This is a genomic window from Streptomyces sp. CB01881 (assembly GCF_002953255.1).
In the GTDB taxonomy this organism is placed as follows: domain Bacteria; phylum Actinomycetota; class Actinomycetes; order Streptomycetales; family Streptomycetaceae; genus Kitasatospora.
This window is the reverse complement of record NZ_CP026498.1, coordinates 6,240,075-6,265,196: the sequence shown is the minus strand read 5'-3', so window position 1 is coordinate 6,265,196 and position 25,122 is coordinate 6,240,075. Positions and strand designations below refer to the sequence as shown.

At 75.1% G+C, this 25,122-nt stretch carries 26 protein-coding genes, 2 tRNA genes, 1 pseudogene and 1 riboswitch; of the genes and pseudogenes, 9 read left to right on the top strand and 20 right to left on the bottom strand.

Features of this window, described 5'->3' with window-relative positions:
* Positions 1-339 precede the first annotated feature (339 nt).
* The 3 genes from C2142_RS17160 to C2142_RS17150 form a co-directional block, all read right to left on the bottom strand.
* Positions 340-1,122, bottom strand: a complete 783-nt coding sequence (locus tag C2142_RS17160; protein ID WP_241002630.1) for an alpha/beta fold hydrolase — start codon at positions 1,120-1,122, stop codon at positions 340-342.
* Between the two features lie 43 nt (positions 1,123-1,165).
* A complete protein-coding gene (locus tag C2142_RS17155) occupies positions 1,166-1,912 on the bottom strand; it encodes an NAD(P)H-binding protein (protein ID WP_148643451.1) in 747 nt (248 codons plus the stop codon).
* A gap of 117 nt (positions 1,913-2,029) precedes the next feature.
* A complete protein-coding gene (locus tag C2142_RS17150) occupies positions 2,030-2,929 on the bottom strand; it encodes an RNA polymerase sigma-70 factor (RefSeq protein WP_148643450.1) in 900 nt (299 codons plus the stop codon).
* Between the two features lie 216 nt (positions 2,930-3,145).
* Here C2142_RS17150 and C2142_RS17145 point away from each other — a divergent pair, with 216 nt between their 5' ends.
* Entirely contained in the window at positions 3,146-3,658 is a 513-nt protein-coding gene (locus C2142_RS17145) for a hypothetical protein (protein ID WP_148643449.1), read from the top strand.
* A gap of 40 nt (positions 3,659-3,698) precedes the next feature.
* Here C2142_RS17145 and C2142_RS17140 read toward each other — a convergent pair whose 3' ends face one another.
* Positions 3,699-4,484, bottom strand: a complete 786-nt coding sequence (locus tag C2142_RS17140) for an NRDE family protein (protein WP_148643448.1) — start codon at positions 4,482-4,484, stop codon at positions 3,699-3,701.
* Between the two features lie 125 nt (positions 4,485-4,609).
* Here C2142_RS17140 and C2142_RS17135 point away from each other — a divergent pair, with 125 nt between their 5' ends.
* From C2142_RS17135 to C2142_RS17125, 3 genes and pseudogenes are all read left to right on the top strand, one after another.
* A complete protein-coding gene (locus C2142_RS17135) occupies positions 4,610-4,960 on the top strand; it encodes a hypothetical protein (protein ID WP_148643447.1) in 351 nt (116 codons plus the stop codon).
* A gap of 57 nt (positions 4,961-5,017) precedes the next feature.
* Positions 5,018-5,200, top strand: a pseudogene (locus C2142_RS17130) (carboxymuconolactone decarboxylase family protein); the annotation flags it as partial.
* Between the two features lie 10 nt (positions 5,201-5,210).
* Positions 5,211-6,029 carry an isocitrate lyase/phosphoenolpyruvate mutase family protein gene (locus C2142_RS17125; protein ID WP_148643446.1) on the top strand — a complete coding sequence of 273 codons (819 nt, stop codon included), beginning with the start codon at positions 5,211-5,213 and terminating at the stop codon, positions 6,027-6,029.
* A gap of 160 nt (positions 6,030-6,189) precedes the next feature.
* On the opposite strand, the gene C2142_RS17120 is transcribed toward C2142_RS17125, so the two are convergent.
* The 8 genes from C2142_RS17120 to C2142_RS17090 all read right to left on the bottom strand — a co-directional run bounded on the left by C2142_RS17120 (position 6,190) and on the right by C2142_RS17090 (position 14,282).
* The gene (locus tag C2142_RS17120) at positions 6,190-6,450 is read right to left on the bottom strand and encodes a hypothetical protein (RefSeq protein ID WP_148643445.1); all 261 of its coding nucleotides are present in this window, start codon (positions 6,448-6,450) and stop codon (positions 6,190-6,192) included.
* A gap of 44 nt (positions 6,451-6,494) precedes the next feature.
* The gene (locus C2142_RS17115; RefSeq protein WP_241002629.1) at positions 6,495-7,601 is read right to left on the bottom strand and encodes a cytochrome P450; all 1,107 of its coding nucleotides are present in this window, start codon (positions 7,599-7,601) and stop codon (positions 6,495-6,497) included.
* Positions 7,565-9,085, bottom strand: a complete 1,521-nt coding sequence (locus C2142_RS39915; RefSeq protein WP_241002628.1) for a cytochrome P450 — start codon at positions 9,083-9,085, stop codon at positions 7,565-7,567. Before C2142_RS39915 ends, C2142_RS17115 begins: the two co-directional genes overlap by 37 nt.
* Positions 9,082-9,696, bottom strand: coding sequence for an ATP/GTP-binding protein (locus C2142_RS17110; RefSeq protein WP_148643443.1), 615 nt, complete (start codon positions 9,694-9,696; stop codon positions 9,082-9,084). The genes C2142_RS39915 and C2142_RS17110 overlap by 4 nt, the downstream gene beginning before the upstream one ends.
* On the bottom strand, positions 9,674-10,021 hold the full coding sequence (locus C2142_RS17105; RefSeq protein ID WP_148643442.1) for a DUF742 domain-containing protein: 348 nt from the start codon (positions 10,019-10,021) through the stop codon (positions 9,674-9,676). Before C2142_RS17105 ends, C2142_RS17110 begins: the two co-directional genes overlap by 23 nt.
* Positions 10,018-10,431, bottom strand: coding sequence for a roadblock/LC7 domain-containing protein (locus C2142_RS17100; RefSeq protein WP_148643441.1), 414 nt, complete (start codon positions 10,429-10,431; stop codon positions 10,018-10,020). The genes C2142_RS17105 and C2142_RS17100 overlap by 4 nt, the downstream gene beginning before the upstream one ends.
* Entirely contained in the window at positions 10,415-11,758 is a 1,344-nt protein-coding gene (locus C2142_RS17095) for a sensor histidine kinase (RefSeq protein ID WP_241003213.1), read from the bottom strand. The genes C2142_RS17100 and C2142_RS17095 overlap by 17 nt, the downstream gene beginning before the upstream one ends.
* A 148-nt stretch (positions 11,759-11,906) precedes the next feature.
* Positions 11,907-14,282, bottom strand: a complete 2,376-nt coding sequence (locus C2142_RS17090; RefSeq protein ID WP_148643439.1) for a SpoIIE family protein phosphatase — start codon at positions 14,280-14,282, stop codon at positions 11,907-11,909.
* 182 nt (positions 14,283-14,464) lie between these two features.
* On the opposite strand from C2142_RS17090, the gene C2142_RS17085 reads away from it, so the two are divergent.
* A tRNA-Ile gene (locus C2142_RS17085) sits at positions 14,465-14,541 on the top strand.
* An 89-nt stretch (positions 14,542-14,630) separates the two neighbouring features.
* Here C2142_RS17085 and C2142_RS17080 read toward each other — a convergent pair.
* The 3 genes from C2142_RS17080 to C2142_RS17070 form a co-directional block, all read right to left on the bottom strand.
* The gene (locus C2142_RS17080) at positions 14,631-15,200 is read right to left on the bottom strand and encodes a TetR-like C-terminal domain-containing protein (RefSeq protein ID WP_148643438.1); all 570 of its coding nucleotides are present in this window, start codon (positions 15,198-15,200) and stop codon (positions 14,631-14,633) included.
* A 44-nt stretch (positions 15,201-15,244) separates the two neighbouring features.
* Positions 15,245-16,072, bottom strand: coding sequence for an alpha/beta hydrolase (locus C2142_RS17075; RefSeq protein WP_148643437.1), 828 nt, complete (start codon positions 16,070-16,072; stop codon positions 15,245-15,247).
* A gap of 109 nt (positions 16,073-16,181) precedes the next feature.
* Positions 16,182-16,472: a YiaA/YiaB family inner membrane protein gene (locus tag C2142_RS17070; protein ID WP_148643436.1), complete on the bottom strand. Its 291-nt coding sequence runs from the start codon at positions 16,470-16,472 to the stop codon at positions 16,182-16,184.
* Between the two features lie 245 nt (positions 16,473-16,717).
* Positions 16,718-16,876: riboswitch (cyclic di-AMP (ydaO/yuaA leader) on the top strand.
* A 12-nt stretch (positions 16,877-16,888) separates the two neighbouring features.
* Between C2142_RS17070 and C2142_RS41600 the strand changes: the two genes are divergently transcribed.
* Complete coding sequence (locus C2142_RS41600; protein ID WP_277347260.1) at positions 16,889-17,749, top strand: M23 family metallopeptidase; 861 nt, start codon at positions 16,889-16,891, stop codon at positions 17,747-17,749.
* A gap of 116 nt (positions 17,750-17,865) precedes the next feature.
* On the opposite strand, the gene C2142_RS41595 is transcribed toward C2142_RS41600, so the two are convergent.
* Positions 17,866-18,738: a hypothetical protein gene (locus C2142_RS41595; protein WP_148643435.1), complete on the bottom strand. Its 873-nt coding sequence runs from the start codon at positions 18,736-18,738 to the stop codon at positions 17,866-17,868.
* A gap of 42 nt (positions 18,739-18,780) precedes the next feature.
* Here C2142_RS41595 and C2142_RS17055 point away from each other — a divergent pair, with 42 nt between their 5' ends.
* From C2142_RS17055 to C2142_RS17045, 3 genes are all read left to right on the top strand, one after another.
* Positions 18,781-19,407 carry a GNAT family protein gene (locus C2142_RS17055; protein ID WP_148643434.1) on the top strand — a complete coding sequence of 209 codons (627 nt, stop codon included), beginning with the start codon at positions 18,781-18,783 and terminating at the stop codon, positions 19,405-19,407.
* 59 nt (positions 19,408-19,466) lie between these two features.
* On the top strand, positions 19,467-20,177 hold the full coding sequence (locus C2142_RS17050; RefSeq protein ID WP_148643433.1) for a sensor domain-containing protein: 711 nt from the start codon (positions 19,467-19,469) through the stop codon (positions 20,175-20,177).
* 96 nt (positions 20,178-20,273) lie between these two features.
* Positions 20,274-21,020: a class I SAM-dependent methyltransferase gene (locus C2142_RS17045; RefSeq protein ID WP_148643432.1), complete on the top strand. Its 747-nt coding sequence runs from the start codon at positions 20,274-20,276 to the stop codon at positions 21,018-21,020.
* A gap of 83 nt (positions 21,021-21,103) precedes the next feature.
* On the opposite strand, the gene C2142_RS17040 is transcribed toward C2142_RS17045, so the two are convergent.
* The 4 genes from C2142_RS17040 to trmB form a co-directional block, all read right to left on the bottom strand.
* Positions 21,104-22,243, bottom strand: a complete 1,140-nt coding sequence (locus C2142_RS17040; RefSeq protein WP_148643431.1) for a hypothetical protein — start codon at positions 22,241-22,243, stop codon at positions 21,104-21,106.
* A 490-nt stretch (positions 22,244-22,733) separates the two neighbouring features.
* Positions 22,734-22,807, bottom strand: a tRNA-Met gene (locus tag C2142_RS17035).
* A gap of 50 nt (positions 22,808-22,857) precedes the next feature.
* The gene (locus C2142_RS17030) at positions 22,858-24,159 is read right to left on the bottom strand and encodes a PrsW family intramembrane metalloprotease (protein WP_148643430.1); all 1,302 of its coding nucleotides are present in this window, start codon (positions 24,157-24,159) and stop codon (positions 22,858-22,860) included.
* Positions 24,160-24,285: 126 nt separating this feature from the next.
* Positions 24,286-25,116 carry a tRNA (guanosine(46)-N7)-methyltransferase TrmB gene (gene trmB / locus C2142_RS17025; RefSeq protein WP_241002627.1) on the bottom strand — a complete coding sequence of 277 codons (831 nt, stop codon included), beginning with the start codon at positions 25,114-25,116 and terminating at the stop codon, positions 24,286-24,288.
* Positions 25,117-25,122: the final 6 nt, after the last annotated feature.

Here is a 25,122-nt window from a genome sequence, read left to right as displayed (position 1 = left end):
CGGCCCCGCCACGACCCCGGCCCCGCCGCGACCCCGGCCCCGCCACGGCCCCGGCCCCGCCGCGACCCCGGCCCCGCCACGGCCCCGGCCCCGGCAGCACCGCGACCGTCACGACACCGTGGCCGCCGACCGCGTCCCCCGGTGACGTACGCGTCGTACGTCCTCCCCGCCGCGCGTCAGGCCGAGCTGCTGCGCAGGCCGGTTTCACCGTGACCGGCCGCCTGGAGCAGCCGTCCGACGGCCGCCCGAACCGCTCCCACCTCTGCCTGCTCGCCCGCGCGGCCTGACCCTCCCGCACGGGAGGCCGGCCCGGCCGGCCTTCCCGTGCGGGAGACGGTCTCACCGCGCCTCGGCGTACAGCTCCTCGACGAGCCGGGCGACGGCCTCGGGCTCGCGCAGGGTCGGGTAGTGGTCGGACTTCGCCAGCCGGACGAGCCGGCAGCCGGGGATCCGGGCCGCCATCTGCTCGTTGCAGGCCACGACCTGCGGGCGGTCCTGCTCGCCCAGCGCCAGCACGGTGGGCACGGCGATCTCCCCGAGCCGGTCGAAGGCCGGCGCGTCGGGCTGCTGGTGGCCGACGTTGCTGAACCAGGCGGGCAGCACGGCCCGCAGGTGCGCGGCGGCGACCGGATCGGCCTCGGGCGTGCCCCCGCCGACCTTCCCCCAGAGGCCCAGTCCGTGCCGGACGATGCCCTCCAGGTCGCCGGCCTCGGCCAGCCGCGCCACCTCCTGGTTCAGGTCCGACTCGTCGAAGTCGTACCCGGTGACCCCGGGGACGAACAGCGCGAGCCCGGCCACCCTCTCCGGGGCGTCCAGCGTCAGGCTGACCGAGGCGGCCCCGCCCATGCTGGAGCCGACCAGCACGGCACGGGCCAGCCCGAAGTGGTCGAGCACCGCGGCGAGGTCCGCGGACGGGGAGTACGCGCCCGTGGGTGCGGGCGACCGCCCGTAGCCGCGGGCGTCGTAGCGGACCACCCGGTACCGCGCGGCGAGCGCCGCCAGCACCGGGTCCCAGATGGTCGAGTCACCGACGCCCGGGTGGACCAGGACCAGCGGCAGCCCGTCCCCTCCCGAGTCCTCTGCCCAGAGTTCACCGTTGCCGACGGACACCATGGTTTCCATACCGACCAGTCTGGGCGCCCGGGTGGCCGCCGCAACGGAGGCGTCAGCCTTCGGCCGGAAATCGCCCCGAAAGGAACTGTTCGAAGGTGCCCTCGCCCACCGCCCGTTCCGGCGTCAGGTGCCCGCCGGCCCGCAGCGCGCGGTAGGCCCGGCCGGTCAGCCGGACGTTGAGCAGCGGACGGCGCCGTCCGGTCGCATGCAGGTAGGCCCGGGCCAGCTCCGGGAACGTCCGGACCGCGGGGCCGCCCATGTCCGGCACCCTCCCGGCCGGCTCCCCGGTCGCGAGCCCGGCCAGCCGGGCGGCGACCTCCGCCACCTCGATCGGCTGGTCGGCGACCCCGGAGGGCAGCAGCATGACCGGCAGCCTGGCCGAGGCCTGCAGGAGCTCCAGGACCAGGTCGTGGAACTGCGTCGTGCGCAGCACGGTCCAGCCGAGCCCGGACTCCTCGACCAGCTTCTCGACGGCGAGCTTGGCCCGGTAGTAGGCCAGCGGCACCCGGTCGACGCCGACGATCGAGATGTAGACCAGATGCCGTACGCCGGCCCGGCGGGCCGCCCCGATCAGGTGGCGGGCCGCCTGTTCGTCGCCGCCGCGCGGGGAGGTGGCGCAGTGCACGATCGTCTCGACGCCCGCCACGGCCTCGGCCAGTCCGGTGCCCTCGCGCAGGTCCACGGCGTACGGCTGGGAGTGCCGGCTCAGCACCCGCACCTCGTGCCCGTCCGCGCGCAGCCGTTCGGTGACGAGCCGGCCGAGAGTGCCGGTGCCGCCGGTCACCAGGATCGTGGTCATCGCGGTTGCCGTCCCTTCGGTGGGTGCGCGCTCCCCGGTGGAGCGCGCGTCAACGGCTGAGAACCGACGAGCCCCCGGTTTTGTGACAAGGGCCCCGGGGCGGCTCCCGGCGACGGGTCACACCCGGGGCGCCGAGGCGGCGAGCTGGCGGCCTGCGAAGGCGAGTTTCTCCGGGTTCAGCACGACCCGGACCTCGGCGATGACGTCGCCCCGCGGGTCGAAGGACGCGACGCAGACCAGCTTCCCGCCCGCGTGCGTCACCAGCGCCGCCGCACCGTTGACCTCGGCGACGGTGAACTCCCAGTCGCCGCCGAACCGTTCGCCGGCGCCCAGCAGGAAGCGCAGCACCTTCTCGCGGCCGACGAGGGGGCGCCGGGCCGCCGTTGTCCTCCCGCCGCCGTCGCTCCACCAGACGATGTCGTGGGCGAGCAGCCGCTCCAGGCCGGCGAGGTCGCCCTCGCGGGCCGCCGTGACGAAGGAGGCGACGAGCTTGCGCCGCTGTTCGGCCGCGGGGGTGAACCGGGCCTCGGGTGTCGCCACCCGCTGGACCGCCCGGCGGTACAGCTGGCGGCAGTTGGCCTCGCCGAGGTCGAGCACCCCGGCGATGTCCCGGTGGCTGTAGCCGAACGCCTCGCGCAGCACGTAGACCGCCCGCTCGGTCGGCGTGAGCCGCTCCAGCAGGACCAGCAGCGCCGTCGACACGGCGTCCCGCTGCTCGGCGGACTCCAGGGGGCCGAGGGCGCCGTCCTGGGTGAGCACCGGTTCCGGCAGCCACGGCCCCGGGTACTGCTCGCGCTGCACCCGGGCCGAGGTGAGCCGGTTGACGCAGAGGTTGGTGACGACCTTGGCGAGCCAGGCCCCCGGGTGCCCGATCTCCGCACGCCGGGCGCCGCTCCAGCGCAGGTACGCGTCCTGCACCGCGTCCTCCGCCTCCTCGGCGGAGCCGAGCAGCCGGTAGGCCAGGCCGAACAGCCTGGGGCGGTGGGCGGTGAACTCCTCGGCGGTCCCTGATGTCACGTCCCAAGCCTGCCAGTCGGCCGGCCGCGCGGGAGGCCGGACCCGGCCGGTGACCGAGGCGCGGGCCGGTTCCGTTCCGCAGGCGCCATCCGACAGTAGAGGAGAGTATCTGCAGAGTAGATGGCAGTACCGCCTGGACGCCAGAACTGTCGGTGTGTCAGTATCGCTCCTGCCGCCGGACAGTGGGTCGGGCGGCAGGAGCAGGGGGAGGAACCCGTGTCCCGGGAGAGCCAGCCGCAGTTCGTGATGGTGCCGGTGCCGGCCGAGCACGTCACCAAGGTCTACGCCTTCCTCGCGGAGCTGGCCGCCGCCGAGGCCGCCACTCCCGCCGTCTCCCCAGCTCTGCCGGCCGGTTCCGGAGAGCCGGACCCGGCGGACGACGGCAAGCTGCCGGTCGTCGAGTGGACCGTCGAGGACTTCCGCCGACTGATGATCGAGCCGCTGGGATCGGTGCAGGCGGTCGCCCGGGTCCTCGACGTCCTGGCCGACCAGCCCGACACGAAGGTCAGTTACACGACCCTGGCCACCCGGCTGGGCATGGAGAAGAAGAACCTCCAGGGCAACCTGGCCGCCTTCACCCGTGCCGTGCACCGGCACTACGGGCGCCGGAACTGGCCGATGACCTGGGTGGAGTCGCTCACCGACGAGCCGGGCCTGAAGGTCGAGTTCTTCTACACGATGAGCGCGGGCACCGCCGGCCGCTGGCTCAAGGCCCGCGCGCAGGACTGAGGCGAGACCGGGGGGAGTCGGTGCCGTCCACTCCCCCCGTCTAGACGATCCGGCGCCAGCCGTCGCCGGCCGGGCCGCCCACCGGCGCCGGTCCGAAGTCGTACCGGACCCCCGCCGGGCCGAAGGCGAGCAGTGAGATCGAGGACGAGCCCCAGATCCGCCCGTCCCCGAAGTCGCGCCGCTGGATCAGCGCCGCCGGGTCGTCCAGGGCGAGGCCGTCGCCGGAGACGATCGGCAGCCACGCGCCCCAGGCCTGCTCCGTCGTCCCCGCGTCCGGCAGCGGCCGCGGCCGCTCGGCGGCCCCGAAGCGGGCGCGGAAGCGGGCGGCCCGGGCGGCCATCAGGGAGCGGACCAGCTCCGAGGTCGTGCGGTCCTGCGCCGCCCCCTCCAGCCCGTCGTTGAGCACGACGCTGAGGCCGGAGGGGAGTTCGCGCTCCTCCAGCCGGCTGCCGCCCCAGCTCAGCACCCGTGCGCCGCCGGACCGGGCCACGACCAGGTGGAACGGGTCGTAGCGGGTCAGGTCGAGGTGCCCGATCCCGCCGGCCCGGATGGCGGTCAGCGGCAGCTCGCCGCGGGAGAGCCGGCCCCGCGCCGGGGCCATGGTGCCGAAGCCGTTCAGCAGGCAGGCCGCCGCCGGATCGGCGCCCGGCTCGACCGCCAGCCAGGTGCCGCCCGCCGCGAGGTCCAGCCCGCCGACGACCGCGGGGTGTCCGGGCCAGTGGTGGTCCGGAGGCGACCAGCGCCGCCCGGCGTACTCGTCCCGGACGGACAGCAGCAGCACGGGCACCGCCGACGACGGCTCGATGCTGACGAACGCCGTACACACGCGCAGGGCCCCCTGACCTCGCCGAACGGGCGGCCGCGCACCACCCTGCCGCCGATCCTCGCACGGCCGTTCGCATTCCGGGAGGGCCCTGGCCCCGCTCCCCTCCCGCCGCCATACTGGCCGCCGTGGACTTCACCTCCGGCGCCGCCGTCGGCCCGCGGTTCGACCAGGGCGGGTACGACCTGGGCCTCGGCAACAACGTCTACGGCTCCCTCCCGTCGGCAGCGGGCGCCCTGGACGTCGCGCGGGCCTTCCGCGGGGCCGGCTGGCGGGTGCGCAGGTCCGGATGGACCGAGTACGAGGTCGAGCACACCTACGCCCAGCTGGAGTTGCGCCCCGACACGCCCCTGCGCTTCGGGGGCGTGGTGGTGCCCGGACGGATCGGCGACCTGCTGTCCGCGTTCTCCGCGCTCGGGCTGGCCCACGTCGTCGAGCTGTACCACGAGGACGGCGGCGAGACGGTGTACCGCTCCTGAGTCCCGGGGGGCCGGCCCCGAAGTGGCCCAGGAAATTCGGGCCCGAATGTGCCGGGGGCGCTCGCGCTGACCGAGTCGGTCACCCTGCTCACCCAGGGGCACGTGCCGGACGCCGTCTACGACGAGGCCGCCGAGCACTTCGAGCAGGCCGAACTGGCGCAGCTGATCGCGCTGATCATCACCATCAACGCCTGGAACCGGATCGGCGTCACCTCCCGCCTCAGCCCGGCCGCGAAGTAGGGTCGCCGACATGACGGACACTCGGCTCCAGCAGCAGAAGGCCCGCGCCCTGCGCGAACTCCACCGTCCCGGCGAGCCGTTGGTGCTCGCCAACGTCTGGGACGCGGCCGGTGCGCGGCTGGTCGCCGCAGCCGGCGCACAGGCCGTCGCGACGGCCAGCGCCAGCGTCTCCTGGGCACTCGGGAGCGCGGACGGGGACGCGGCCGACCGTGACGAGGTGCTCGCCCAGACCGCGCTGGTGGTCCGCTCGGTCGGCCTGCCGGTCACGGCGGACCTGGAGAGCGGTTTCGGTGCCACCGCGGCCGAGGTCGGCCGGACGGTGGCGGCCCTGCTCGCCACCGGCGCGGTCGGGGTGAACCTGGAGGACGCGGCCCGGCCCGCCGCCGAGGCGGCCGAGCGGATCGCGGCGGCCCGGGCGGCGGCGGACGCGGCCGGCATCGGGCTCTTCATCAACGGCCGCACCGACGTCTTCCTCCACGGGATCGGCGACCCGGCCGGCCGCCTGGACGAGGCGGTCGACCGCCTGCGCGCGTACGTCGAGGCGGGCGCGGACGGGGTGTTCGTCCCCGGTGTGGCCGACCCGGAGACGATCGCGGCCCTGGTGAAGGCCGTCCCCGCGCCGCTGAACGTCCTGGCCGGCCCGGGCTCGCCGTCCGTGCCGGAACTGGCCGGGCTGGGTGTGGCCCGGGTCAGCCTGGGGCCGGGCCTGGCCAAGGTGGCGTACGCGGCGGTGCGCCGGGCCGCCGAGGAGGTCTACGGTGCGGGCAGCTACACGGCCCTCGACGGCGGCCTCACCTACCAGGAGCTGAACGCCCTCGCCGAGGGCTGAGCAGCCCGGCGCGGGCCGAGCCGGCCCGTGGCCGGGCAGGACGAGGGCCGGGCGCGTGACGGCGCCGGACGGACGGGTCCGGGCGCACACGGGGGCGCGCCCGGACCCCGTCCGTCGGGTGGGCGAGGGCCCGGCCGGTCAGCCGGGGCGGGTCCGCTCGTCAGTTCAGGACCTGCCCGCTGATCCCCGGGTGGGTCATCTGGTTGGTGCCGACGGCCTCCACCTGCTGCGCGAGCCTGCCGGCCACCGGCAGCTTGGCGGCCTCGTGCAGGGCGAGGTCGGTCGGGGAGAGGTTGAGGCCGCTGGAGAGCCCGTCGAGGGCGTCCGGCTGCGAGGCGACCGAGGTGGCGGCGGACGCGGCGGGGGCGGCCAGGGCGAGGCCCGCCATGGTGAGGGCGGCCAGGGTGGCGAGTTTCTTCATGGAACGCCAAACGACCCGGCCGCCCTCAGGTCACCGCGAACCCCTCAGACCGTCACCCGCAGCGTCCGCACGCTGTTGCTGACGAACGAACCGATCGGCTCCGGCCGGGCGTCCTTGGCGAGGGCCAGCCCGGGGTACCGCTCGAACAGGTGCCGCAGCGCCGTCTCCGCCTCCATCCGGGCGAGCCCGGAGCCGAGGCAGAAGTGCGGGCCGTGGCCCAGCGAGAGGTGCCGGTTCGGCCGGCGCGTGAGGTCGAAGCGGTCGGCGTCCTCGTAGTGCCCGGAGTCCCGGCCGGCGGCGGCGTACGAGGCGAGCAGTGCCTCGCCGCGCCGGATGACGACGTCCCCGACGGTGATGTCCTCGGCCGCGTACCGCAGCGGGAACTGCCCGACCGGCGAGTCGTACCGGAGCGTCTCCTCGACCACCTCGGACCACGACGCCGAGCCGTCCAGCACCAGCCGCAGCTGGTCGGGGTGGGCGAGCAGGGCCCGGACGGCGTTGGTGATCAGGTTGAGCGTGGTCTCGTGGCCGGCCACCAGCATCAGCAGCAGGGTGCCCACCAGCTCCGGCTCGCTGAGCCGGTCGTCGGCCTCGCGGGCGGCGATCAGGTCGGTGGTGAGGTCGTCGCCGGGCTCGGCGCGCTTGGCGGCGACGACGGAGGCGAGGAGCGCCTGGAGGCCCTGCTGGGCGGCGATCGCGGCCTCGGGGGTCGCGGAGCTGGAGACCAGGGTGTCGGAGAGCTCGTGCAGTGCGTCCTGCTGCTTCGGCGGCAGGCCGAGCAGTTCACCGATGACCTGCATCGGCAGCGGGTAGGCGAAGTGCTCGCGCAGGTCGAACTCGCCGTCCAGCCCGGCGATGTCGTCCAGCAGGGCGACGGTCCGGGCCTCGATCGCGGGCTGGAGCTCGGCGATCCGGCGCGGGGTGAAGGCCTGGCTGACCAGGCCGCGCAGCCGCCGGTGGTCGGCGCCGTCGGCGGTGACCATGCCGGGCACGGTGACGAAGTTCAGCAGCGGCCAGCCCTTGGGCAGGCGGCCCTCGGTGAAGGTGGTCCACAGCTGCGGGTTCTTGCCGACGCGGGGGTCGGCGAGCAGCTCCTGCAGGGTGTCGTGGTGGGTTATCGCCCAGACCACCACCCCGCCAGGGAGTTCCACCAGGACCGCGGGCCCGGCTGCCCGGAGCCGCGCGTTCTCGCCGTGCTGGTCGCGTCCGAAGGGGTCGAGTCCGACGGGTCCGGGGCGGCCGGGTCCGGGCTGGTGGCCGTCTCGGTCGTGCTCGGGTGCGGCGGTGTCCATGCGGGCCTCTCGGGAGCGGGCGGGCGGGGCGGGGTGAAGGCGCTGTAGAGCACCGGCAGGCCGACCAGGGCGCGCGACCAGGGCGACGGACGCCAGGCCAACTCACCCGGCGGTACCGCCAGCTGGAGGTCGGGCAGGCGGTGCAGCAGGGTCTCGACGGCGGTCTCGACGATGATCCGGGCCGGGTGCTGGGCCGGGCAGACGTGCCGGCCGGCGCCCCAGGCCAGGTGGGCCCGGTTGCCGCCGAGGGAGCCGTGCGCGGCGGAGGCGGCGCCCTGGGCGGCCGGGTCGGCGTTGGCCGCGGCCAGGCCGAGGACGAGCATGTCCCCGGCGCTGATGTACTGGCCGCCGAGGACGGTGTCGCCGGTGGCCCACCGGCCGGGGAAGTTCTGGGTCGGCGGGTCGCGCCAGAGCACCTCCTCCAGTGCGTCGGCGACGGTGAGCCGGCCGCCGGTCAGGGTGGTCCGGAAGCGGCGGTCGGTGAGCAGCAGCCGCAGGGTGTTGCCGGTCCAGTTGATGCTGGTCTCGTTGCCCGCGACCAGCATCACCACCAGGTGGTGCACGGCCTCCTCGTCGGTCAGCGCGGCCGGGTGGGCCAGCAGCCAGGAGGTGAGGTCCGCGTCGGGCGTGACGCGCCGCTGCCGGACCAGGTCGACCAGGATGGCCTGGAACTCCGCGTTGGCCCGGACCGACTTCTCGCTGCTGTCGACGAAGTGGCTGATCAGCTCGATGAGCCGGGGCCCGGCCTCGGCGGGCAGGCCGACCAGCTGGGTGAAGACCAGCAGCGGCAGCCGGCGTGCGTACTGGGCGACCAGGTCGGCGGTGCCGTCCGGCCCCCAGCTGTCGATCAGGGCGTGGGCGGCGGCCTCGGTGGTCTCGCGCAGCTGGCGGTGGTCGATCTCGGCCAGCGTGTCGGAGACGGCGGCGCGCAGCCGCTGGTGCTCGGCGCCGTCCAGGTTGAGCAGGGTGGGGCGCCAGGCGGTCATCGGCAGCAACCGGGAGTCGGCGGCGAGCCGGCCCTCGGCGGGGACCCGCCAGCCGCGCGAGTCCTTGGAGAACAGGGCCTCGTTGCGGGTGAGTTCGAGCAGCTCGGGGTAGCCGAGCACCAGCCAGGCCTCCACCCCGGGCTCCAGCTCGATCGGCGCGACCGGGCCGTACCGGTCGCGCAGCCGGGCGTAGAGGCCGTGCGGGTCGTCGGCGACGGCCGGGCCGTACAGCGCCGGCAGCGGCCCCCCGGCCGGGAACCCGCCCCCTGCGCCCCCGCCGGCGTGTGCCGGGCAGCCGGGCGGCGGGGTGAGCGGGGTGAGCGGGGGAACGGCCGTGCCGGGCTCGGGATTCGTCATCGGTGGAGCTCCAGGACGGCGGTGGCGTGCAGGTGCCCGACGAAGTCGATCAGCAGGTCGTACGCGGCCCGCCGGTCCCGCGCGTCGCAGTAGAGGATCGGCACGTCGGGCAGCAGGTCGAGGGCGGAGCGCAGCTCCTCCTCGGGGTAGGTCGGCGTGTCCGGGAAGGTGTTGACGGCCACGGCGAACGGGATCTGCTGTTCCTCCAGCCGCCCGAGCACGTCGAAGCTCTCGTCCGGGCGGCGCAGGTCCACCATGGCGATGGCGCCGAGCGCACCGCGCGACAGGTCGTCCCAGAGCGGCCGGAACCGCTGCTGCCCGGGGGTGCCGAACAGGTACAGCGCGAGCCGCGGGTTGAGCGTGATCCGGCCGAAGTCCAGCGCGACGGTGGTCGTGCTCTTGTCGCCGCGCCCGGTGAGGTCGTCGATGCCGCTGCTGGCGGCCGTCATGACCTCCTCGGTGCGCAGCGGGGTGATCTCGCTGAGCGAGCCGACCAGTGTGGTCTTGCCGACCCCGAACGGGCCGGTGACCAGGATCTTGACCGCGCCCTGCACGGAGGACGGCAGGTACTGGGGCTCGGCGGGGGCTTCAGCGGAGTTGGCGGAGGCCAACGAGCACCTCTTCCAGGAGGGTTGCGGGCAGGCGCTCGGCCTGCGGGACGGGCGGGAGCACCTGCACGGTGCCGAGGTCCCAGAGGTCGCCGACCAGCACCTTGACGATGCCGAGCGGCAGCCTCAGGTGGGCCGCCACCTCGGCGATCGACAGCAGGCTGCGGCAGAGGTCCAGGATGCGGTGGTGCTCGCGGCTGAGCAGCGCGTCCTCGGGCAGTTCGGGCCGGTCGGGTAAGGCACTGACCAGGCTCTCGACGGCGAGCGCGGCCCGGGTGGGCCGGCTGCGTCCGCCGGTGATCACATAGGGCCGGACCGGCCCGGTCACCGCTGTCCCCCCGCCGCGTGGTCGACGCGCGGCGGGCTGGTGAGGTGGGTGCCGATCCGCTCGACGAGGACCTGCATCTGGTAGGCGACCAGGCCGGCGTCGACGGCCTCGCCGGTCACCACGGCAAGGTGGGCGCCGGCCCCGGCGGCGACGATGAAGAGGTAGCCGCCGCCGTACTCGATGATGATCTGCCGGGTGGCGCTGCCGTGGCCGCCGAAGCCCTGGGCGACGCCGCGGGCCAGCGACTGGAGGCCGGAGCAGGCGGCGGCGAGCCGCTCGGCGTCCTCGCGCAGGATGCCCGCGCTGCGGCCGATCTCCAGTCCGTCGTTGGAGACGACGACGGCGTGCCGGACCTCGGGGACGGAGACGATGTCGGCGAGCAGCCAGCCGAGGTCAGGGGTGGTGGTCATGGAACTCTCCGAAGCGCTGGGGAAGCTGGGGGGAAGCGGGATGGGAAGGATCGGGGTGGGCGTGGGCCCGGACGGCCGAGCGGCCGCTGGCCGTCCCGGCCTGGAACATCGCCATGAACGCCTGGGCGTCCTGCGCCGAGCGGTACGGCGGTGCGGGTGCCGGCGGGGGAGAGGCCGGCGCGCCGCGGCGGGCGGCGCGGTCGCGCCGGTGGCTCCGGCGGGGCAGCGGTGGTGGGACGGCGGGGCCGGCCGAGGGGGACCGGTCGGCCGGCGGGGTGTCCACCAGTGGGTGCCCGGGGCTCAGGGGGTGTCCGGGCACCGGGGGCCGGGTGGGTTCCTGGGACGCGGTCGTGGGTGCGGCCGGGTGCAGGGGGGGTGCGGGGTGGCGCGGTCCGGGGGTGAACGCCGGGTCGTCCGGGCCGAGGCCCGGGACGGTCGGCGGGAGCGGCTCGGTGAGCAGGGCGTTCGGCAGCAGCACCACGACCCGCACACCGCCGTACGGTGAGGGCGCGGAGCTGAGGGTGACCCGGAAGCCGTACTGCTCGGAGAGCCGGCCGACCGCCGCGAGGCCCAGCTGCGGCACCTCGCCGAGGCGGGAGACCTCCAGGGCGGAGCCGCCGGCCAGGGCGGAGGCCGCCTTGGCGACCGCCTGCTCGGGCATGCCGACACCGCCGTCGTCGATCTCGATGACGGCGCCGTTGTGCACCGGCATGAGGGTGACGAACACCTGGGTGCTGGGCGGGGAGTAGCGGGTGGCGTTGTCCAGCAGCTCGGCGACGGCGTGGATGAGGGCCTCGGCGGCGGCGCCGACCACGGCGGTCTCGATCCGGCTGCGGACCACCACCCGCTGGAAGGGCAGGATGCGCGACTGGGCGCCGCGCACCACGTCCTCCAGCGAGACGGGTTCCGGCCAGTGCCGCCCGGCCCGGGCGCCGCAGAGGACGGCCAGGGTCTGGGCGAGGCGGGCCTGTTGGGCCGCGGCGTGGTCCGCCTTGAGCAGGCCCTCCAGCAGCGCCGGGTCGTCGTGGGTGCGTTCCATCTCGTCCAGCAGGGCCTGCTGGTCGTGCGCCATGACGAGGATGCGGCGGGCCACGCTGAGGAAGGCGCGCTGGGTGGAGGCGTTGAGTTCCTGTTCCTGCTGGACGGCGGCCAGTTCGCTGCCGCGCCGGGCCAGTTCGGTGGTCAGCTGTTCCCGGAGGCGGGCGAGTTCGTGCTGCTGGCGGTCGTGACGGCGGCGGTGGGTGACGGAGACCGCGCGGTAGCGGGCGGCGGCCACGAGGGCGAGGGCGGCGAGAACGCCGGTTGCCGTTGCGCACCACTGAGTCATCGTCACGCGGCGAATTCTAGGGTGATGATCCTACGATGGTGTGACCGGATCTCGCCAAGTGACCGGATGTCGTCAATATCCCGTCAATACGGCGGCAATCCGGTCTGCTTCGCCCGCGATCGGCCCGCGGCGCCGGCCGCCGAACCGTTTATTGCCCTGCTGACATCCGGTGCAGCAACAGCAGTGCCACGTCGTCCGGCCGAGAGCGGCGCTCGGTGACGTTGAGGGTGAGCAGGTCGGCCAGCCGCTCCAGGGCGGGCGCCGGGCCGATCCGGCCCGGCCCGGTCTGCCGGGCCCAGAGCTCCAGCCCGCCGAGCATCCGCTGCACCGACTCGTCGTAGTCCTCCTCGCGGTCCTCGACCAGGCCGTCGGTGTAGGCGAGCAGCGTCTCGCCGGCCGCCAGGTGACCGACCGACAGGTGGTAGGCCGCCTCCGGGTCGACGCCCAGCGGGGGGCCGCCTGGCAGGTCCAGTTCCACGGCCTTCGCGTCGTCGGTGATCCGGACCGGCGACGGGTGCCCGGCGCGGGCCGCCCGCAGGGTGCCGTCGGCCGGGTCGAGGGTGAGGTAGAGGCAGGTGGCGAAGAGGTCGGTGTCCAGCCCGGAGAGCAGCCGGCTGGTCCTGGCCAGCGTCGCGGCCGGGTCGTGCCCGTCGGTGGCGTACGCCCGCAGGACGCTGCGCAGCTGCCCCATCACGGCGGTGGCCTCGGCGTTGTGGCCCTGGACGTCGCCGATCACCAGGCCGATCCTGCCCTCCGGCAGCCGCAGCAGGTCGTACCAGTCGCCGCCGATCTGCATGCCCTCGGTGCTGGGCAGGTAGCGGGCGGCGCTGGCGATCCCGGGCAGCCGGGGCAGGGTGCGCGGCAGCATGGCGCGCTGGAGCTCGGTGGCCCGGTGGTGGTGCGTGTCGTAGAGGCGGGCGCGCTCCAGGGACTGCGCCAGGACGCCGGCGAACGCGGAGTAGAGGGTGCGGTCCTCGCGGCCGAAGGCCCGCTCGGTGGCGAAGGTGATCAGGCAGGAGCCGACCTGCCGCCCGGAGGCGACCAGCGGCAGTACCGTCCAGGCGGGCGGGGTGAGCGGCCCGCCGCCGTCCGGGGCCCGCCCCGTGCGGCCCGGTTCGCTGAACAGCGGGGTGGAGCGGGCCAGCGCGTGCTGCATGACCCCCTCGGAGAGGTCGGCCAGCCTGGTCAGCTCGGTGCGGCGCGGCCCGCCGTAGACGGTGTGCGACACGGGCAGCAGCCGGCCCTCGTCCACCAGGTCGAGCACGATGCTGGCGGCGCCGAAGGCCGGGCGGGCGATGTCGGTCACCGTGGTGGTGACGTCCCGGACGGTGACCGCGCGGGACAGCGCCCGGGTGAGCGCCAGCAGCAGCGCCGAGCGGGCCCCGGCCGCCGGGGCGCCGCCCGGCCGGCCGGCGGGCGGGCGTTCCCCGGGTGCGCGGGCGCGGTCCCGGTCGGCGACCAGCCCGGCGATCCGGACCGGCCGCCGGTGCACGTCGAGCATCACCTCGCCGGTCTCCTCGATCCGGACCACGCCGCCGCCCCGGCGCAGCACCCGGTAGGTGATCCGGTACGGGCCGCCGGTGGCGAGCGCCTCGGCCAGGGCGGCCTGGAAGTCCGGCAGGTCCTCGGGGTGGACGATCCGGTCCAGGTCGGGTGCGGCCGCCGGGCCCCCGTCGGCCGGCGGCGGCTGGCCCGCCACCCGGTAGGCCTGGGCGTCCCAGTAGGCCTCGCCGGTGACCAGGTCGCGTTCGAAGGCGCCGTGCCCGGCGGAGCGGACGGCGAGCGAGAGCATCGGGTGGGCCAGCCCGGCGGCCCGGCCGGCGTCGTCCGGGGCCGGTCCGTACCCGTTCGGTCCGTTCCCGTTCGGTCCGTTCCCGGCGGGGCTGTTCCCGTCGGGGCCGGAGGGCGTTCCGGTGCCGGTCGCGGGCGCACCGCCCGGGCGCCCGCCCCTGGGCGTGCCGGTCTCGGCGCTCGCGTGGTCGAGCAGGTGGGAGAGCCGGTGGGCGCAGGCGTCGCCGAGCGTCTCCAGGACGTCGAGGTCGCGCCGGGGGACGGTGCCCCGGTGGGCGAGGGCCAGGGCCAGCACGCCGATCGGCTGCTCGTCGACGACCATCGGCAGGGTGATGATGGCGACCATGCCGGTGCCCATGCCGGCGTTGCGGTTGGGGTAGTCGACGCTGGTGCGCTCGGGGCTGAGCAGGTAGGGCCGGCGCAGCTTGAGCGCCATCGCGGCGGGCAGGTCGCCGGCCGGGTCGACCACGCCGTACCGCTCGTGGGCCCACTCGGGCAGGCCGTGGGAGGCGGCGAGCCGGAGCATTCCGGCGGAGTCCAGCAGGTAGAGCGCGGACCCCTCGCCGGTGATCCAGCCGGGGCCCTCGGCGAGGATCGTGCCGAGGAGTTCGGCGGCGCCGGCGCAGCCGAGCAATAAGCGGACGCAGCGCATGGCGCTGCGCGCGGTGGGGCTGCTGCGCGGCGTCCGGCTCTCGTCCTCGGAGGGGGGAAGCCACGGCGAGGACAGGTCCATGGGATGCCCGGCCTTTCCGTTGCCCTGTCGGGGTGGTGCCTTATCGGACACTCAATTCTTAATACCTTATTTCTTAAGCCGGTGAATGGTCGCCCAGGTGGCGCGGCGGCCCCCGGACCGGACCGCCGTGGTACCCGGTGCGACCGACGGGCCGCCGGTCGAGTAGGATCGGCGAGCGGCAAGGGCCTATAGCTCAGACGGTTAGAGCGCTTCCCTGATAAGGAAGAGGCCACAGGTTCAAGTCCTGTTAGGCCCACCACCGCGAAGGGCCCGGAGCGATCACGCTCCGGGCCCTTCGGCGTCCCCGCGGCCGGCCCCCGCGACCGGCCCCGGTGGGCACGCCCCGCCTCAGGCCCCGGGCCAGTCACGCAGGCCGTGGGTGAGGACGGCGATCAGCCGGTCCTGGGTGTCGCCGAGGTCCTCGGCGAGCTGGAAGGCGCCGCCGATGGAGAGCGAGGCGAAGCCGTGGGCCACCGAGCGGACGGCGCGGGCGGCGTGGACGGCCTCCGACCCGGCGAGCCCGTACCCGCGCAGCACCGCGATGATCACGCCGACCAGCCGCGTCGCCGCCCGGGTGAGGTCGTCGTCCGGCTGCGGAGCCTGCGGGAGCGAGTTGTAGCGGTGCGGGTACTCGGTGGCGTAGGCGTGGTAGGCGCGCAGGACGGCGGCGACGGCGTCGTCCCCGCCCCGGCCGACGGCCGCCTCGGCGAGCCGGTCGGCCAGCTCCTCGGTGACCCGGACGGCGACCAGCCGGCGCAGTTCCGCAAGGCCGCCGCTGACGTGCTTGTAGAGCGAGGGCGTGGCCACCTTGGCCCGCGCGGCGACCGCGGCCAGGGTGAGGGCCTCGGGGCCCTGCTCGTCGATGAGGGCGAGGGCGTGGCCGACGACCTGCTCGGGGGTGAGTCCTACTCGGGGCATGGGGGCGGTTCTCCGTGGGTCCGGTTCCGGTGGGGCGGGAGGGCTCAGGCCAGCTCGGCGAGGAACCCGAGCAGCGCGTCGGCGGTCGCCTGCGGGTGGTCGGCCATCGGGTAGTGGCCGGCGCCCTCGATCATCACCTTGCGGGCGTTCAGCGCGGCGGCCTGCCGGTCGGCGACCACCTCCGGCTTGGGGAAGTCGGGGTCCTTGCTGCCCATGACGACCAGCGCCGGGCACCGCACGGCCGCGGTCCAGCCGACGGGCGCCGAGTCCCCGCGGACCTGGCCGCGGGTGGCGGTCTTGCGGCCGGGCGTGCGCATCGCGGCGACCAGCCCGTCCACGTACGCGTCGAAGTCGGCCGGCTTGGCGGTCGGGTAGGCCATCCTGCGGTGGTAGAGGCCCCAGAAGGCGGGGGAGTGCACCAGCAGCTTGCCCATGACGCCGAACATCGCGCGCTGCAGGGCGTTCGGCGGCAGGTTCTCGACGAAGGCGTCCAGCAGGACGATCCCGGCGACCCGCTCGGGTGCGTCGCCGGCGGCCTTGACCACGGTCGCGCCGGTGTACGAGTTGCCGGCGAGGACGGCGCGCCCGATGCCGAGGTGGTCGAGCAGGGCGAGGACGTCGGCGGCGATCGCGGCCGGCGAGTAGTCGTCCCAGACGATCGAGGAGTCGCCGAAGCCGCGCAGGTCCATGGTGATCACGCGGCGGCCGGCGGCGACGAGCAGCGGGCGCAGGTGCCGGTAGGCGGCCCGGCTGTCGAGCATCCCCGGGAGCAGGACGACGGGGGCGCCGTCGCCCTGCTCGGTGTCGTCGTAGGCGATGCGGCCGCCGGTGACGTCGAGGTACCGGGTGGTGGGGGCGGTGGTGCGGGACATGGGGGCCTCCTCGGTCCGCCGGGACGTCGGCGGTGGTGCCGACAGCCACAAAGCTAAGGCTAATAGCCTTAGCTGTCAAGCTATCGACAGAACCCGAGGGTGGCCCGGGTCAGACTCCCTCCACCTTGAACGGGTCGTGCTCGGCCAGCAGCTTCTCCAGCCGGGCCTGGTCCACCCGGGTGACGATCTCGCTGTTCTCCTGCTTGTCGCGGACCACCTTGGCCAGGGTGAACGAGGAGGTGACGGTGTAGAGCAGGCCGACCCCGAGGAAGGCCCGGGTCCAGCCGCCCACCGGGAGGTAGGCGATCCCGGTCGCGAGGGCGCCGGCGGAGAGGGCGAAGGAGAGCACGGCCTGGACGTAGTACGCGGCCGTGGTGCGTGACTGCATCGGTGCGTTCATGGCGTCAGGATGGCCGCGCCGGGCCGGGCCGCACATGAGTAGGGGTACTCAAGTAGGGGTTCGTTCGTTGACGTCCAATGACGTTCGGTAGTGTCAGTTGTTGTCAATCGCCCCAAAATGCCCATCGGGTCACGTAGTGTCCGGGCTGTGTCCGGCTGCTCCTGGCGGATGGCTTGGAATCAGGGGCTCCTAGGATTAACGTTTGATAACGCAGCGCGGTCCTCAACGCCGTACCCAGACGGCACCGTGCGCCGTCGCCTAATCCCGCCGGCCGGCCTCCGGGCAGGCCAGGGAGCCGGGGAACCACGTTCCTTGGGGTGAATCGGCCGGGCCCAGGCCCAGCCGTAGGAGACCTTCCTGCTCCGAACCCGTCAGCTAACCCGGTAGGCGCGAAGGAAGGAAAGGAGCGCGCCTCCGTGGCGTCGACGCACTCTCCGGCAAACCTGCCCGGCTCCTCCGCCGGCACCCAGCTGCTCGACCACCCCTGGCCGCCCGCCCACCCGGGCGAGTACGGCGGGCCCTCCGACGAGGCGGCCCCGCAGGCCGCCGAGGCCAACCGGCACCGGATGCCGCGTCAGACCCGCGGAACGGCTCCGCTGCTCGGCGTCACCGCCGTCGCCGCCACCCTGGGCGCCACCGGCTTCGCCTCCGCGACCCCGGCCGCCGCCCCCGCCGTCGAGGCCCCCGACGAGACGCCGGTCGCCCTCGCCGCCGACCCCGGCCTCGCCCTCGCCGCCCGGATCCAGCAGCAGGCCGACAGCCAGCGCACCGCCGCCGAGGAGGGCGCCCGGCTCCAGGCCGCCAAGGAGGCCGAGGCCAAGCGCGCCGCCCAGCAGCAGGAGGCCAAGCGGGCCGCCGAGGAGGCCGAGAAGGCCAAGCTCGCCGCCATCAACCTGCCGGTGCGCGACTACAACCTCTCCGCCCACTACGGCCAGAGCGCCTCGTACTGGGCCCACCTGCACACCGGCCTGGACTTCGCCGCCGACACCGGCACCCCGGTCTACGCCGTCGGCCAGGGCACCATCACCTCGGCCGGCTGGGCCGGCTCCTACGGCTACCGGATCGTCGAGACGCTGCCCGACGGCACCGAGATCTGGTACTGCCACCTCTCCTCGATCATCAAGGGCTCCGGCAAGGTCGTCCCCGGCCAGCAGCTCGGCAAGGTCGGCGCCACCGGCAACGTCACCGGCCCCCACCTGCACCTGGAGGTCCGCCCGGGCGGCGGCGCCCCGGTCGACCCGGAGAGCTGGTTCGAGCAGCGCGGCATCACCCCCTGACGAGCACCGGGGTGCCCCGGCCGTTACGACGACGGCCGGGGCACCCGTGTGTCCCGCTCAAGGGCACGACCCGGCGGCACGGACCGGACGAGGCCCGCGCCCCCGCGCCCCCGCGCTCACTCCCCCGGCAGCTGCGCGAGGTACGCGTCGATCTCCTCCTGGCCGGGCTCCGGCGCGAGGTCCGGGAACTCCGCCACCAGCAGCCGCGGCAGCCCCGGCACCGTCCACTCGCCGAAGAGGTCCAGCGCCGCCTCGACCGCCGCCTCCTCGAACGCCCCGAAGTCCCCCGCCAGCTCGTCCGGCATCGGGCGGCCCAGCGCCGTCAGCTCCGCCAGGTTGCGGTAGCTGCGCCGCATCAGACCCTGCTCCAGCAGCCGCCGGGCGCCGTCCGTGGCCATCCCGACCGAGAGCACCCGGGCCGCGCCCCAGCCCTCCTCGTCCGCCTCGTCCAGCCAGCCGGCCGCCGCCAGCGCCTCGAAGGCGGCCCGCCGGTCCTCCTCGGCCAGCTCCCGGAACGCCGTCAGCCACTCCCGCACCGCCGCCTTGTCGGCGAGGTCGACGTCGTGCGCGCACAGCAGCACCGCGTAGAGCCGGGGCCAGGTCACCAGGTCGGCCCGGCGCAGCAGCCCGGCGGCCACCTCGCCCTGCCACTCGGCCTCCGCGTGCAGCCTCTCCTGCCGCTTGGCGTTGAGCCGCTTCGCCGCGCGCTGGTGGTCGACCAACAGCCGCACCGCCTCGCCGTACGCCAGCGGGTCCTGCTCGGGCGCGGGCTGGACGTACAGGTGGAGCCGCTCGTACAGCAGCTGCTCCACGGCGTTCGAGGTCAGCTCCGGCCAGCCGTCGTGCATCCTGCTCTCGCCCAGCTCCAGCAGCGCCAGCACCGCCCGCACCGCGGATTCGGCCACCGGCGCGCGGCCCTCGGCCTCCGCCCAGGCGAGCAGGTCGGCGGCCTTGGTGCGCGGGGCGAGCCGCAGGTCATCTTCTTCCATGTGACGTACGGTAATCGGAAAGCGCGGGTAGGGTCGGCAGACATGGTCCCCGTCCGACTCACCGGCCCCCGCCTGGCCATCCGCGAGTTCCACCACACGCCGGGCGACGTCGATGCCCTGCACGCGATCTTCGGCGACCCGGAGGCCACCCGCTACCTGCCCTTCGAGCCGCGCGACCGCGAGGACTGCGCCGACCAGGTCGAGCAGTACCTGGAGGAGGCGCTCCAGGACGAGCGGACGGTCTACCGACTGGCCGTCACCCGGCGCACCGACGCCGACGACCCCGCCGACGCCACCCCGATCGGCAACGCCGCCCTCACCCTCGGCGGCCACCGCTCCGCCCTCCTGGGCTACGCGCTGCGCGCCGACACCTGGGGCAACGGCTACGCGGGCGAGATCACCTCGCTGCTCTGCGACTTCGCGTTCGGGCCGCTCGGCCTGCACCGGCTGGCCGCCCGGGTGGACGTGGACCACGACGCCTCGGCCCGGGTGCTCACCCGGGCCGGTTTCCGGCTGGAGGGCCGGGTGCGGCACGACGTGCACCTGCGGGGCGCCTGGCACGACTCCTTCCAGTACTCCCTGCTCCAGGACGAGTGGCCGCCCGGACGGGGGGTTAACCCCACCCCCGCTCCGGCGGGGAGCCGGATGTCCGGCAGGCCGCTTCCTTGACAGGGTTAACCCATCAGCCCGAACGGCACCGCCACAGACCCGAGGACCGAGGCCCGGCTATGACGACCAGCGAGCACGCACTGCGCAGCGAGTACGACCGCCACGACGGCGCCCGCCGCACCGAGGAGCCGCCCTACGCCTGGCGGGCGCCGTTCTCCTCCTACTACTACCGGGAGCTGGGCTTCGTGCTCAGCGGGTTCCCGGTCGCCATCGCCGGCTTCGTCTTCTCCGTCACGCTGTTCTCTCTCGGCCTCGCCACCTTCGTCACCGTCCTCGGCCTGCCGGTGCTGGCCGGACTGACCAGCGGCGCCCGCGGCTTCGGCCGGCTGGAGCGGGCCCGGGCCCGCGGGATGCTGGCGCTGGACGTGCCGGGCCCGGAGCCGGTGCGGGCGGTGCGGCCCGGGGCCTGGGGCGCCGTCACCGCGCGGCTGACGGACGTGGCCGGCTGGAAGGCCGCGCTGTACCAGGTGCTGATGTTCCCCTGGGCGGTGCTGAGCTTCTCGCTGTCGCTGGTCTTCACGCTGGTCGGCTGGGTGCTCGCGTTCTACCCCGCCTACCACTGGAGCTTCCGGACCTACACCGACTGGCCGGGTTACCGGGTGTTCGACTACTGGGACAAGGGGGTCGAGCACGTCTACTACATCCAGTCGCCGTGGCAGATCGCCGGGGTGTCGCTGATCGGGACGCTCCTCGTCTTCCTCGCCCCGCAGCTGCTGCGCGGCCTGACCAACGTCAACCGCCTCGCCGTCCGGGGCCTGCTCGGCCGCTGACCCGCTGACCCGCCGACCCGCTGACCGCTCCACCGGCCCCGCCCGCGCCCGGACGCTCCGGATGCGGGCGGGGCCGGCCCGTGTTCGCATGGCCGGATGACCGCCCGCACCAACCGCACCGAGCCGGGGCCGGCCGCCGGAGTCCTCGTCACCTCCCGCCCGCTGGACGAGTACTGCGGCCTCTTCGGGCTGACCCGCGCCCAGCTCGCCGCCCTCCCCGGGCCGCTGCTCGACTGCCCCGGCGGAGCGGCCGGCCTGGCCGCCGAGGCACGCGAACTGGGCTGCCACGTGATCGCCGCCGACCCGGCGTACGCGCGGCCCGTCCCCGAGGTCGAGGCCGGCGCACTGGCCGCCCGGGCGTCGATGGCCGCCGCGCTGCACGCCCGCCCCGAGCTGTACCCCGCGCCCCACTTCCACCCGTACGACCGCTACCTGCGCAGCTGGGACCGGGCCCGCCGGCTGTTCGCCGCCGACACCGCCGCCCACCCGCAGCAGTACGTGGCCGCCGCACTGCCCCGGCTGCCGTTCGCCGACGGCACCTTCGCGCTCACCCTCAGCGGGTACCTGATCTTCGCCTACCCCGAGCTGTTCGGTCCCGACCGGCAGGTGGCCGCGCTGGCCGAGCTGGTCCGGGTGACCGACCCCGACGGCGAGGTCCGGGTCCACCCCCTGTGCGACGGCGCCGGCCGCCACTGCCCCCACCTCGACGGGCTGCGGCACGCCCTCGGCGAGCGCCGGATCGCCAGCGAGGTCCGCCGCCTGCCGGCCGGTGGCGCGGGGCGTCCGGGGCGCGTCCTGGTCCTCCGGGCCGCCGACCGCCGCCGCCGGGCCGCCGCCGGTTGACGGTCGCCCGCCGGTCCGGCGGCTCCGAGGCCGGGGTCGCGGGCCGCGCCGGTCGCGGGCCGGCGGTCGCGAGCCGGGCGGGTCTAGGCGGGCGGCTGCGGTTGCGGCTGCGCCTCGCCGGCCGGTCCGGCCTGCTGCGGGAGGACGACCTGCGCAGGGGCGACCTGCGAAGGTGCGGCCGGCGCCTCCAGCCGGGACAGTATCTTCTCCGCCAGCCAGCTCCGGTCCGAGCCGTACGGGATGCCGTCCGGCGCCATCAGCCGCCCGGCCACCGCCTCGCGCAGCCGCTGCGCCTCGGCAGCCGGCAGGCGGGAGAGCAGGCCGCGGGCGGCCAGCAGCGCGTGGTACTGCTCGAAGCCCGAGCGCGGCTGCTCGATCGCGTCCAGCAGGCTGGACAGGTCGGCCAGCGACGGGTCACCCTGCATCAGCGCCAGCGCCTGGATCCGCCGGCCCTCGGAACCGTCCGCGAACAGCTCGCGCACCTGCTCCGCGGTGAGCGCCGAGCGCCGCGCCGTCGAGCGGACCTCGGCCACCACGCCCTCCGGACCGGCCGCCGCGCTCGGCGGCAGCTGGCCGGCCAGCTGCTCGGGCCGCTCCGCGCTGTTGCCCAGCAGCCCCAGGTGCTGCATCGCCCGTACCCGGAAGTCGTCCGCGCCCACCTTGTCGCCCTTGCGGTCGCGGTCCTGGCCGGCCAGGAAGAGGTCCAGCGCCTGGTCCGCGTCGGAGAGCACCTGCGGCAGCGTCAGCCGGGTCACCAGCCACCCGGCCAGGAAGCCGGACACCAGGAAGTAGAGGACGAGCGCGACCGCGAACGGCACCGCGCCCTCGTCGCCGCCCAGCGCGGGCGCCAGCGCGGTACCGAGCCGGTGCAGGCGCTCGCCGAGCGAGCCGAGCTGGGTCAGCCCGACGCCCAGCAGCACCTTGGTCAGCCAGTCCGAGACCTGCTCCAGATTGGTGTTCGGAGCGTACGAGCCGTGCGGCTCACCGTTCGGGCCGGCCCCGCCGCGCACCCGGGGCACCCCGAACAGGAACCCCAGCGCACCGCCCAGCACCACCGACGCCCCGGCCACCACCAGGCCGCCGCCCAGCGCCTGCCAGGCGTGCTCGCGGCCCAGCGAGAAGAGCAGCAGCCCGAGCACCCCCACCCCGGGCAGCACTCCGGCCGCAGCCCGCTGCGCCGCACGTCCGGCCGCGCCCCCCGCCCGACGGGTCGTCCTCGCCATCGCCTACCCCCTGTGCCCGTCCGGCTCCGCTCCGGAATCCGGGCCGAGCCTAGCGCCCGTCTTCAAACTCCCGCCTGCCTGGCGGGAGTTTGAAGACGGGCGCTGCCGTCTCCGGGCCCCCGGAACGCCCCGGCCGCCCCCGTCGGAGCGCGGCCGGAACGCAGACGGCCCGTGGGCTGCTCCTCCGCGCCGGCCCTGTGAGGGGCCGGGCGCCGAGGCACCGGGGATGTTCCGGTGAGCCCACGGGCCGGGTGACTGCTTGGGATTTCGCCTGCCGGAGGCCTAGGACCTCGCCCTGCGCAGGCAGGGGCGGCTCTAGCGAGCAGCCACCTCACACATCCTGACGGTACTCAACCAGGATCACCTCCTTTCAGTGTGCCGCCACTGTAGGCAGCTCCCCCGAAGGAGGGCAACGGATTATTTCGCAGAACGGACCCGCACATGCGAAAGGCCCGGAGGACGAGTCCTCCGGGCCTTTCGTGCTACTGAGTAGCGGGGACAGGATTTGAACCTGCGACCTCTGGGTTATGAGCCCAGCGAGCTACCGAGCTGCTCCACCCCGCGTCGGTGAACCCAACAATACGGGGAAGTCGCGCGGATGGGAAATCCGTTCCTCAGCGGGCCCGCTCCGGTGCCTTCGTCCGGCGGGTTCCGTGGCGTGCGGTGCGGGCCCTGGCCCAGGCGGCGAAGCAGACCAGGGCGGCGAAGCAGGGCACCATCAGGACGGCGTAGACCAGCAGGAAGCCGTGGGTGCCGAGGTCGGCGGCGGCGTTCCAGGTGCCGTGCAGGGCCATCGAGAGGAGCAGCCCGGCGGGGGCGGCCAGCCGGGCCAGCCAGCGGCGGCCGGTGGTGAGGGTGACGGCCAGGCCCAGCCCGGTCAGCGCGGTGAAGAGCGGGTGCGCGAAGGGGGAGAGCAGGCCGCGCAGGACGAAGGTCTGCACGGTGCTGTCGAAGTCCCGCAGGCTGGGCGCCGCCCCGAGGCCGATGCTGTCCAGCCGCTGCTGCTGGTCGTCGGTGAAGGCGCGCCCCAGGTAGAGCGCGTTCTCGGTGAAGGCGAACCCGCAGGCGGTGATCCCGCCGAGGACCACGCCGGCGGCCAGCGTGCGCGGCCGCGCGCGGGCGCGCGGGCGGTCGTGCGTCAGCGGGTACGGGCGCAGGTACGGCAGCGGGCGCAGGTAGGGGCGCAGCCGTCCGCGGGCGTGCGGCAGGGCGGGCCGCCGGCCGTACGGGCGGGGCGGCCGGGGGCCGGGGAGCCGGTGCAGGACGGTCGCGCAGGGGCGGTCGGTGCGGTGGCCGCGACATCGGAACCGCTGGCCGAGCGGGAGCAGCAGGACGAGCAGCGCGGCGCCCTTGGCGCTCTCCTCGATCACCGGGGTGACCAGGTCGGCGCCCAGCATCTCGCCGAGTCCGCCCTGGTGGGCGGTCAGGTAGGTGCTGGTCCAGCCGTTGGCGAGGATGGCGACGGTGGTCGCCGCGAAGGCGCCCCAGCCGAGGCAGAACACGGTGTGCCGCAGCGGCACCCGGGCGGTCTGGTTGAGCCAGGCGAGGCCGCCGAGCACGAAGGGCAGCGGGACCATCGCGAGGCCGAGGCCGACCAGCAGCCCGGTGGTGCCGGTCTGGCGGCGGACCAGGTGGAGGATCAGGACGCCGCAGCCGGCCAGGGTCAGGACGGCGGTCGCGGTGACGGAGGAGAGCGCGACCGGGCGGGCGGGGCGCGGCGGCCGGGGCGGCACGGCCGCGGACGGCACGGGGACGGACGGCGGGGGGACGGGCGGCGTCCAGGGCACGATCCGGTGGGCCCGGCGCCTCCGGGGCCCCGGGATGGTGCGGGTGCCGGCGGTGCGCGTGGGCACCTCTCGGTCGTCGGCGGTGGCCCGGACGGTGGTCCGGAAGCCGCCGCCGGACGGGCTGCTCACCCGGCACAGGGTAGGCCAAGGCACCGGCCCCACGGGAGGACTCGGGACGAATCCCCCCGCCCGGGCCGGGCCGGTCCGGGCCGTACGGGCTCCGCGGGGCCACCGGGTCGAACGCCCGGCGGCGGCTCAGCGGCGGCGGAACAGCAGGTCGTGCACCACGTGGCCCTTGGCGATGCCGGCCCGTTCGAACTTGGTGACCGGCCGCCAGTCCGGCCGCGGTGCGTAGCCGGGGATGCTGCCGTCCGGGTGGTCGGCGGGCTCCAGCCAGCCGGTTCCGTCACCCTCGGGGTGCAGGTTCTCCAGCTCGGGCGAGGCGGAGAGCACCTCCAGCATCTGCTCGGCGTACGGCTCCCAGTCGGTGGCGCAGTGCACCAGGGCACCGGGGGCCAGCCGGGGCAGCACCAGCTCCAGGAAGGACGGCTGGACCAGCCGGCGCTTGTGGTGCTTGGGCTTGGGCCACGGGTCGGCGAAGTAGACCCGCAGGCCGGCCAGCGAGGCGTTGGGGAGCATGTCGCGCAGCAGGATCACGGCGTCGCCGGCGGCGAGCCGGACGTTCTTCGAGCCGTCGCGCTCCAGCATGCCGAGCAGGTTGCCGTGGCCGGGGGTGTGGACGTCGGCCGCGAGGATGCCGGTCGCCGGGTCGGCGGCGGCCATCGCGGCGGTGGTCTCGCCCATGCCGAAGCCGATCTCCAGGGTGACCGGGAGGTCGCCGAAGAGCTCGCGCAGGTCCAGCGGGCTGCCGTCGATCGCGATGCCGTACTTCTCCCAGCCCCGGTCCAGCGCGCCCGCCTGGGCGTTGGTCATCCGGCCCCGGCGCGGCTGGAAGCTGCGGATGCGCCGCTCGCTGTGCTGGGCCTCGGTGGCCCGGTGCGGGTACATCGGCGCGGGGTAGCCGGCCGGCGCGGCGGAGAGCCGGGCGGACGGCGATTGCTGGGGGATCGGGGCGGTGGCAGTCACAATCAC

Coding starts and splice junctions, on each gene's coding strand:
- C2142_RS17045 (WP_148643432.1), top strand. CDS start 20,274: ATGACCGCCCGCACCAACCGCACCGAGCCGGGGCCGGCCGCCGGAGTC.
- C2142_RS17075 (WP_148643437.1), bottom strand. CDS start 16,072: ATGTCCCGCACCACCGCCCCCACCACCCGGTACCTCGACGTCACCGGC.
- C2142_RS39915 (WP_241002628.1), bottom strand. CDS start 9,085: ATGACGAATCCCGAGCCCGGCACGGCCGTTCCCCCGCTCACCCCGCTC.
- C2142_RS17040 (WP_148643431.1), bottom strand. CDS start 22,243: ATGGCGAGGACGACCCGTCGGGCGGGGGGCGCGGCCGGACGTGCGGCG.
- C2142_RS17070 (WP_148643436.1), bottom strand. CDS start 16,472: ATGAACGCACCGATGCAGTCACGCACCACGGCCGCGTACTACGTCCAG.
- C2142_RS17155 (WP_148643451.1), bottom strand. CDS start 1,912: ATGACCACGATCCTGGTGACCGGCGGCACCGGCACTCTCGGCCGGCTC.
- C2142_RS17095 (WP_241003213.1), bottom strand. CDS start 11,758: ATGACTCAGTGGTGCGCAACGGCAACCGGCGTTCTCGCCGCCCTCGCC.
- C2142_RS17120 (WP_148643445.1), bottom strand. CDS start 6,450: ATGAAGAAACTCGCCACCCTGGCCGCCCTCACCATGGCGGGCCTCGCC.
- C2142_RS17080 (WP_148643438.1), bottom strand. CDS start 15,200: ATGCCCCGAGTAGGACTCACCCCCGAGCAGGTCGTCGGCCACGCCCTC.
- C2142_RS17160 (WP_241002630.1), bottom strand. CDS start 1,122: ATGGAAACCATGGTGTCCGTCGGCAACGGTGAACTCTGGGCAGAGGAC.
- C2142_RS17125 (WP_148643446.1), top strand. CDS start 5,211: ATGACGGACACTCGGCTCCAGCAGCAGAAGGCCCGCGCCCTGCGCGAA.
- C2142_RS17055 (WP_148643434.1), top strand. CDS start 18,781: ATGGTCCCCGTCCGACTCACCGGCCCCCGCCTGGCCATCCGCGAGTTC.
- C2142_RS17100 (WP_148643441.1), bottom strand. CDS start 10,431: ATGACCACCACCCCTGACCTCGGCTGGCTGCTCGCCGACATCGTCTCC.
- C2142_RS41595 (WP_148643435.1), bottom strand. CDS start 18,738: ATGGAAGAAGATGACCTGCGGCTCGCCCCGCGCACCAAGGCCGCCGAC.
- C2142_RS17050 (WP_148643433.1), top strand. CDS start 19,467: ATGACGACCAGCGAGCACGCACTGCGCAGCGAGTACGACCGCCACGAC.
- C2142_RS17090 (WP_148643439.1), bottom strand. CDS start 14,282: ATGGACCTGTCCTCGCCGTGGCTTCCCCCCTCCGAGGACGAGAGCCGG.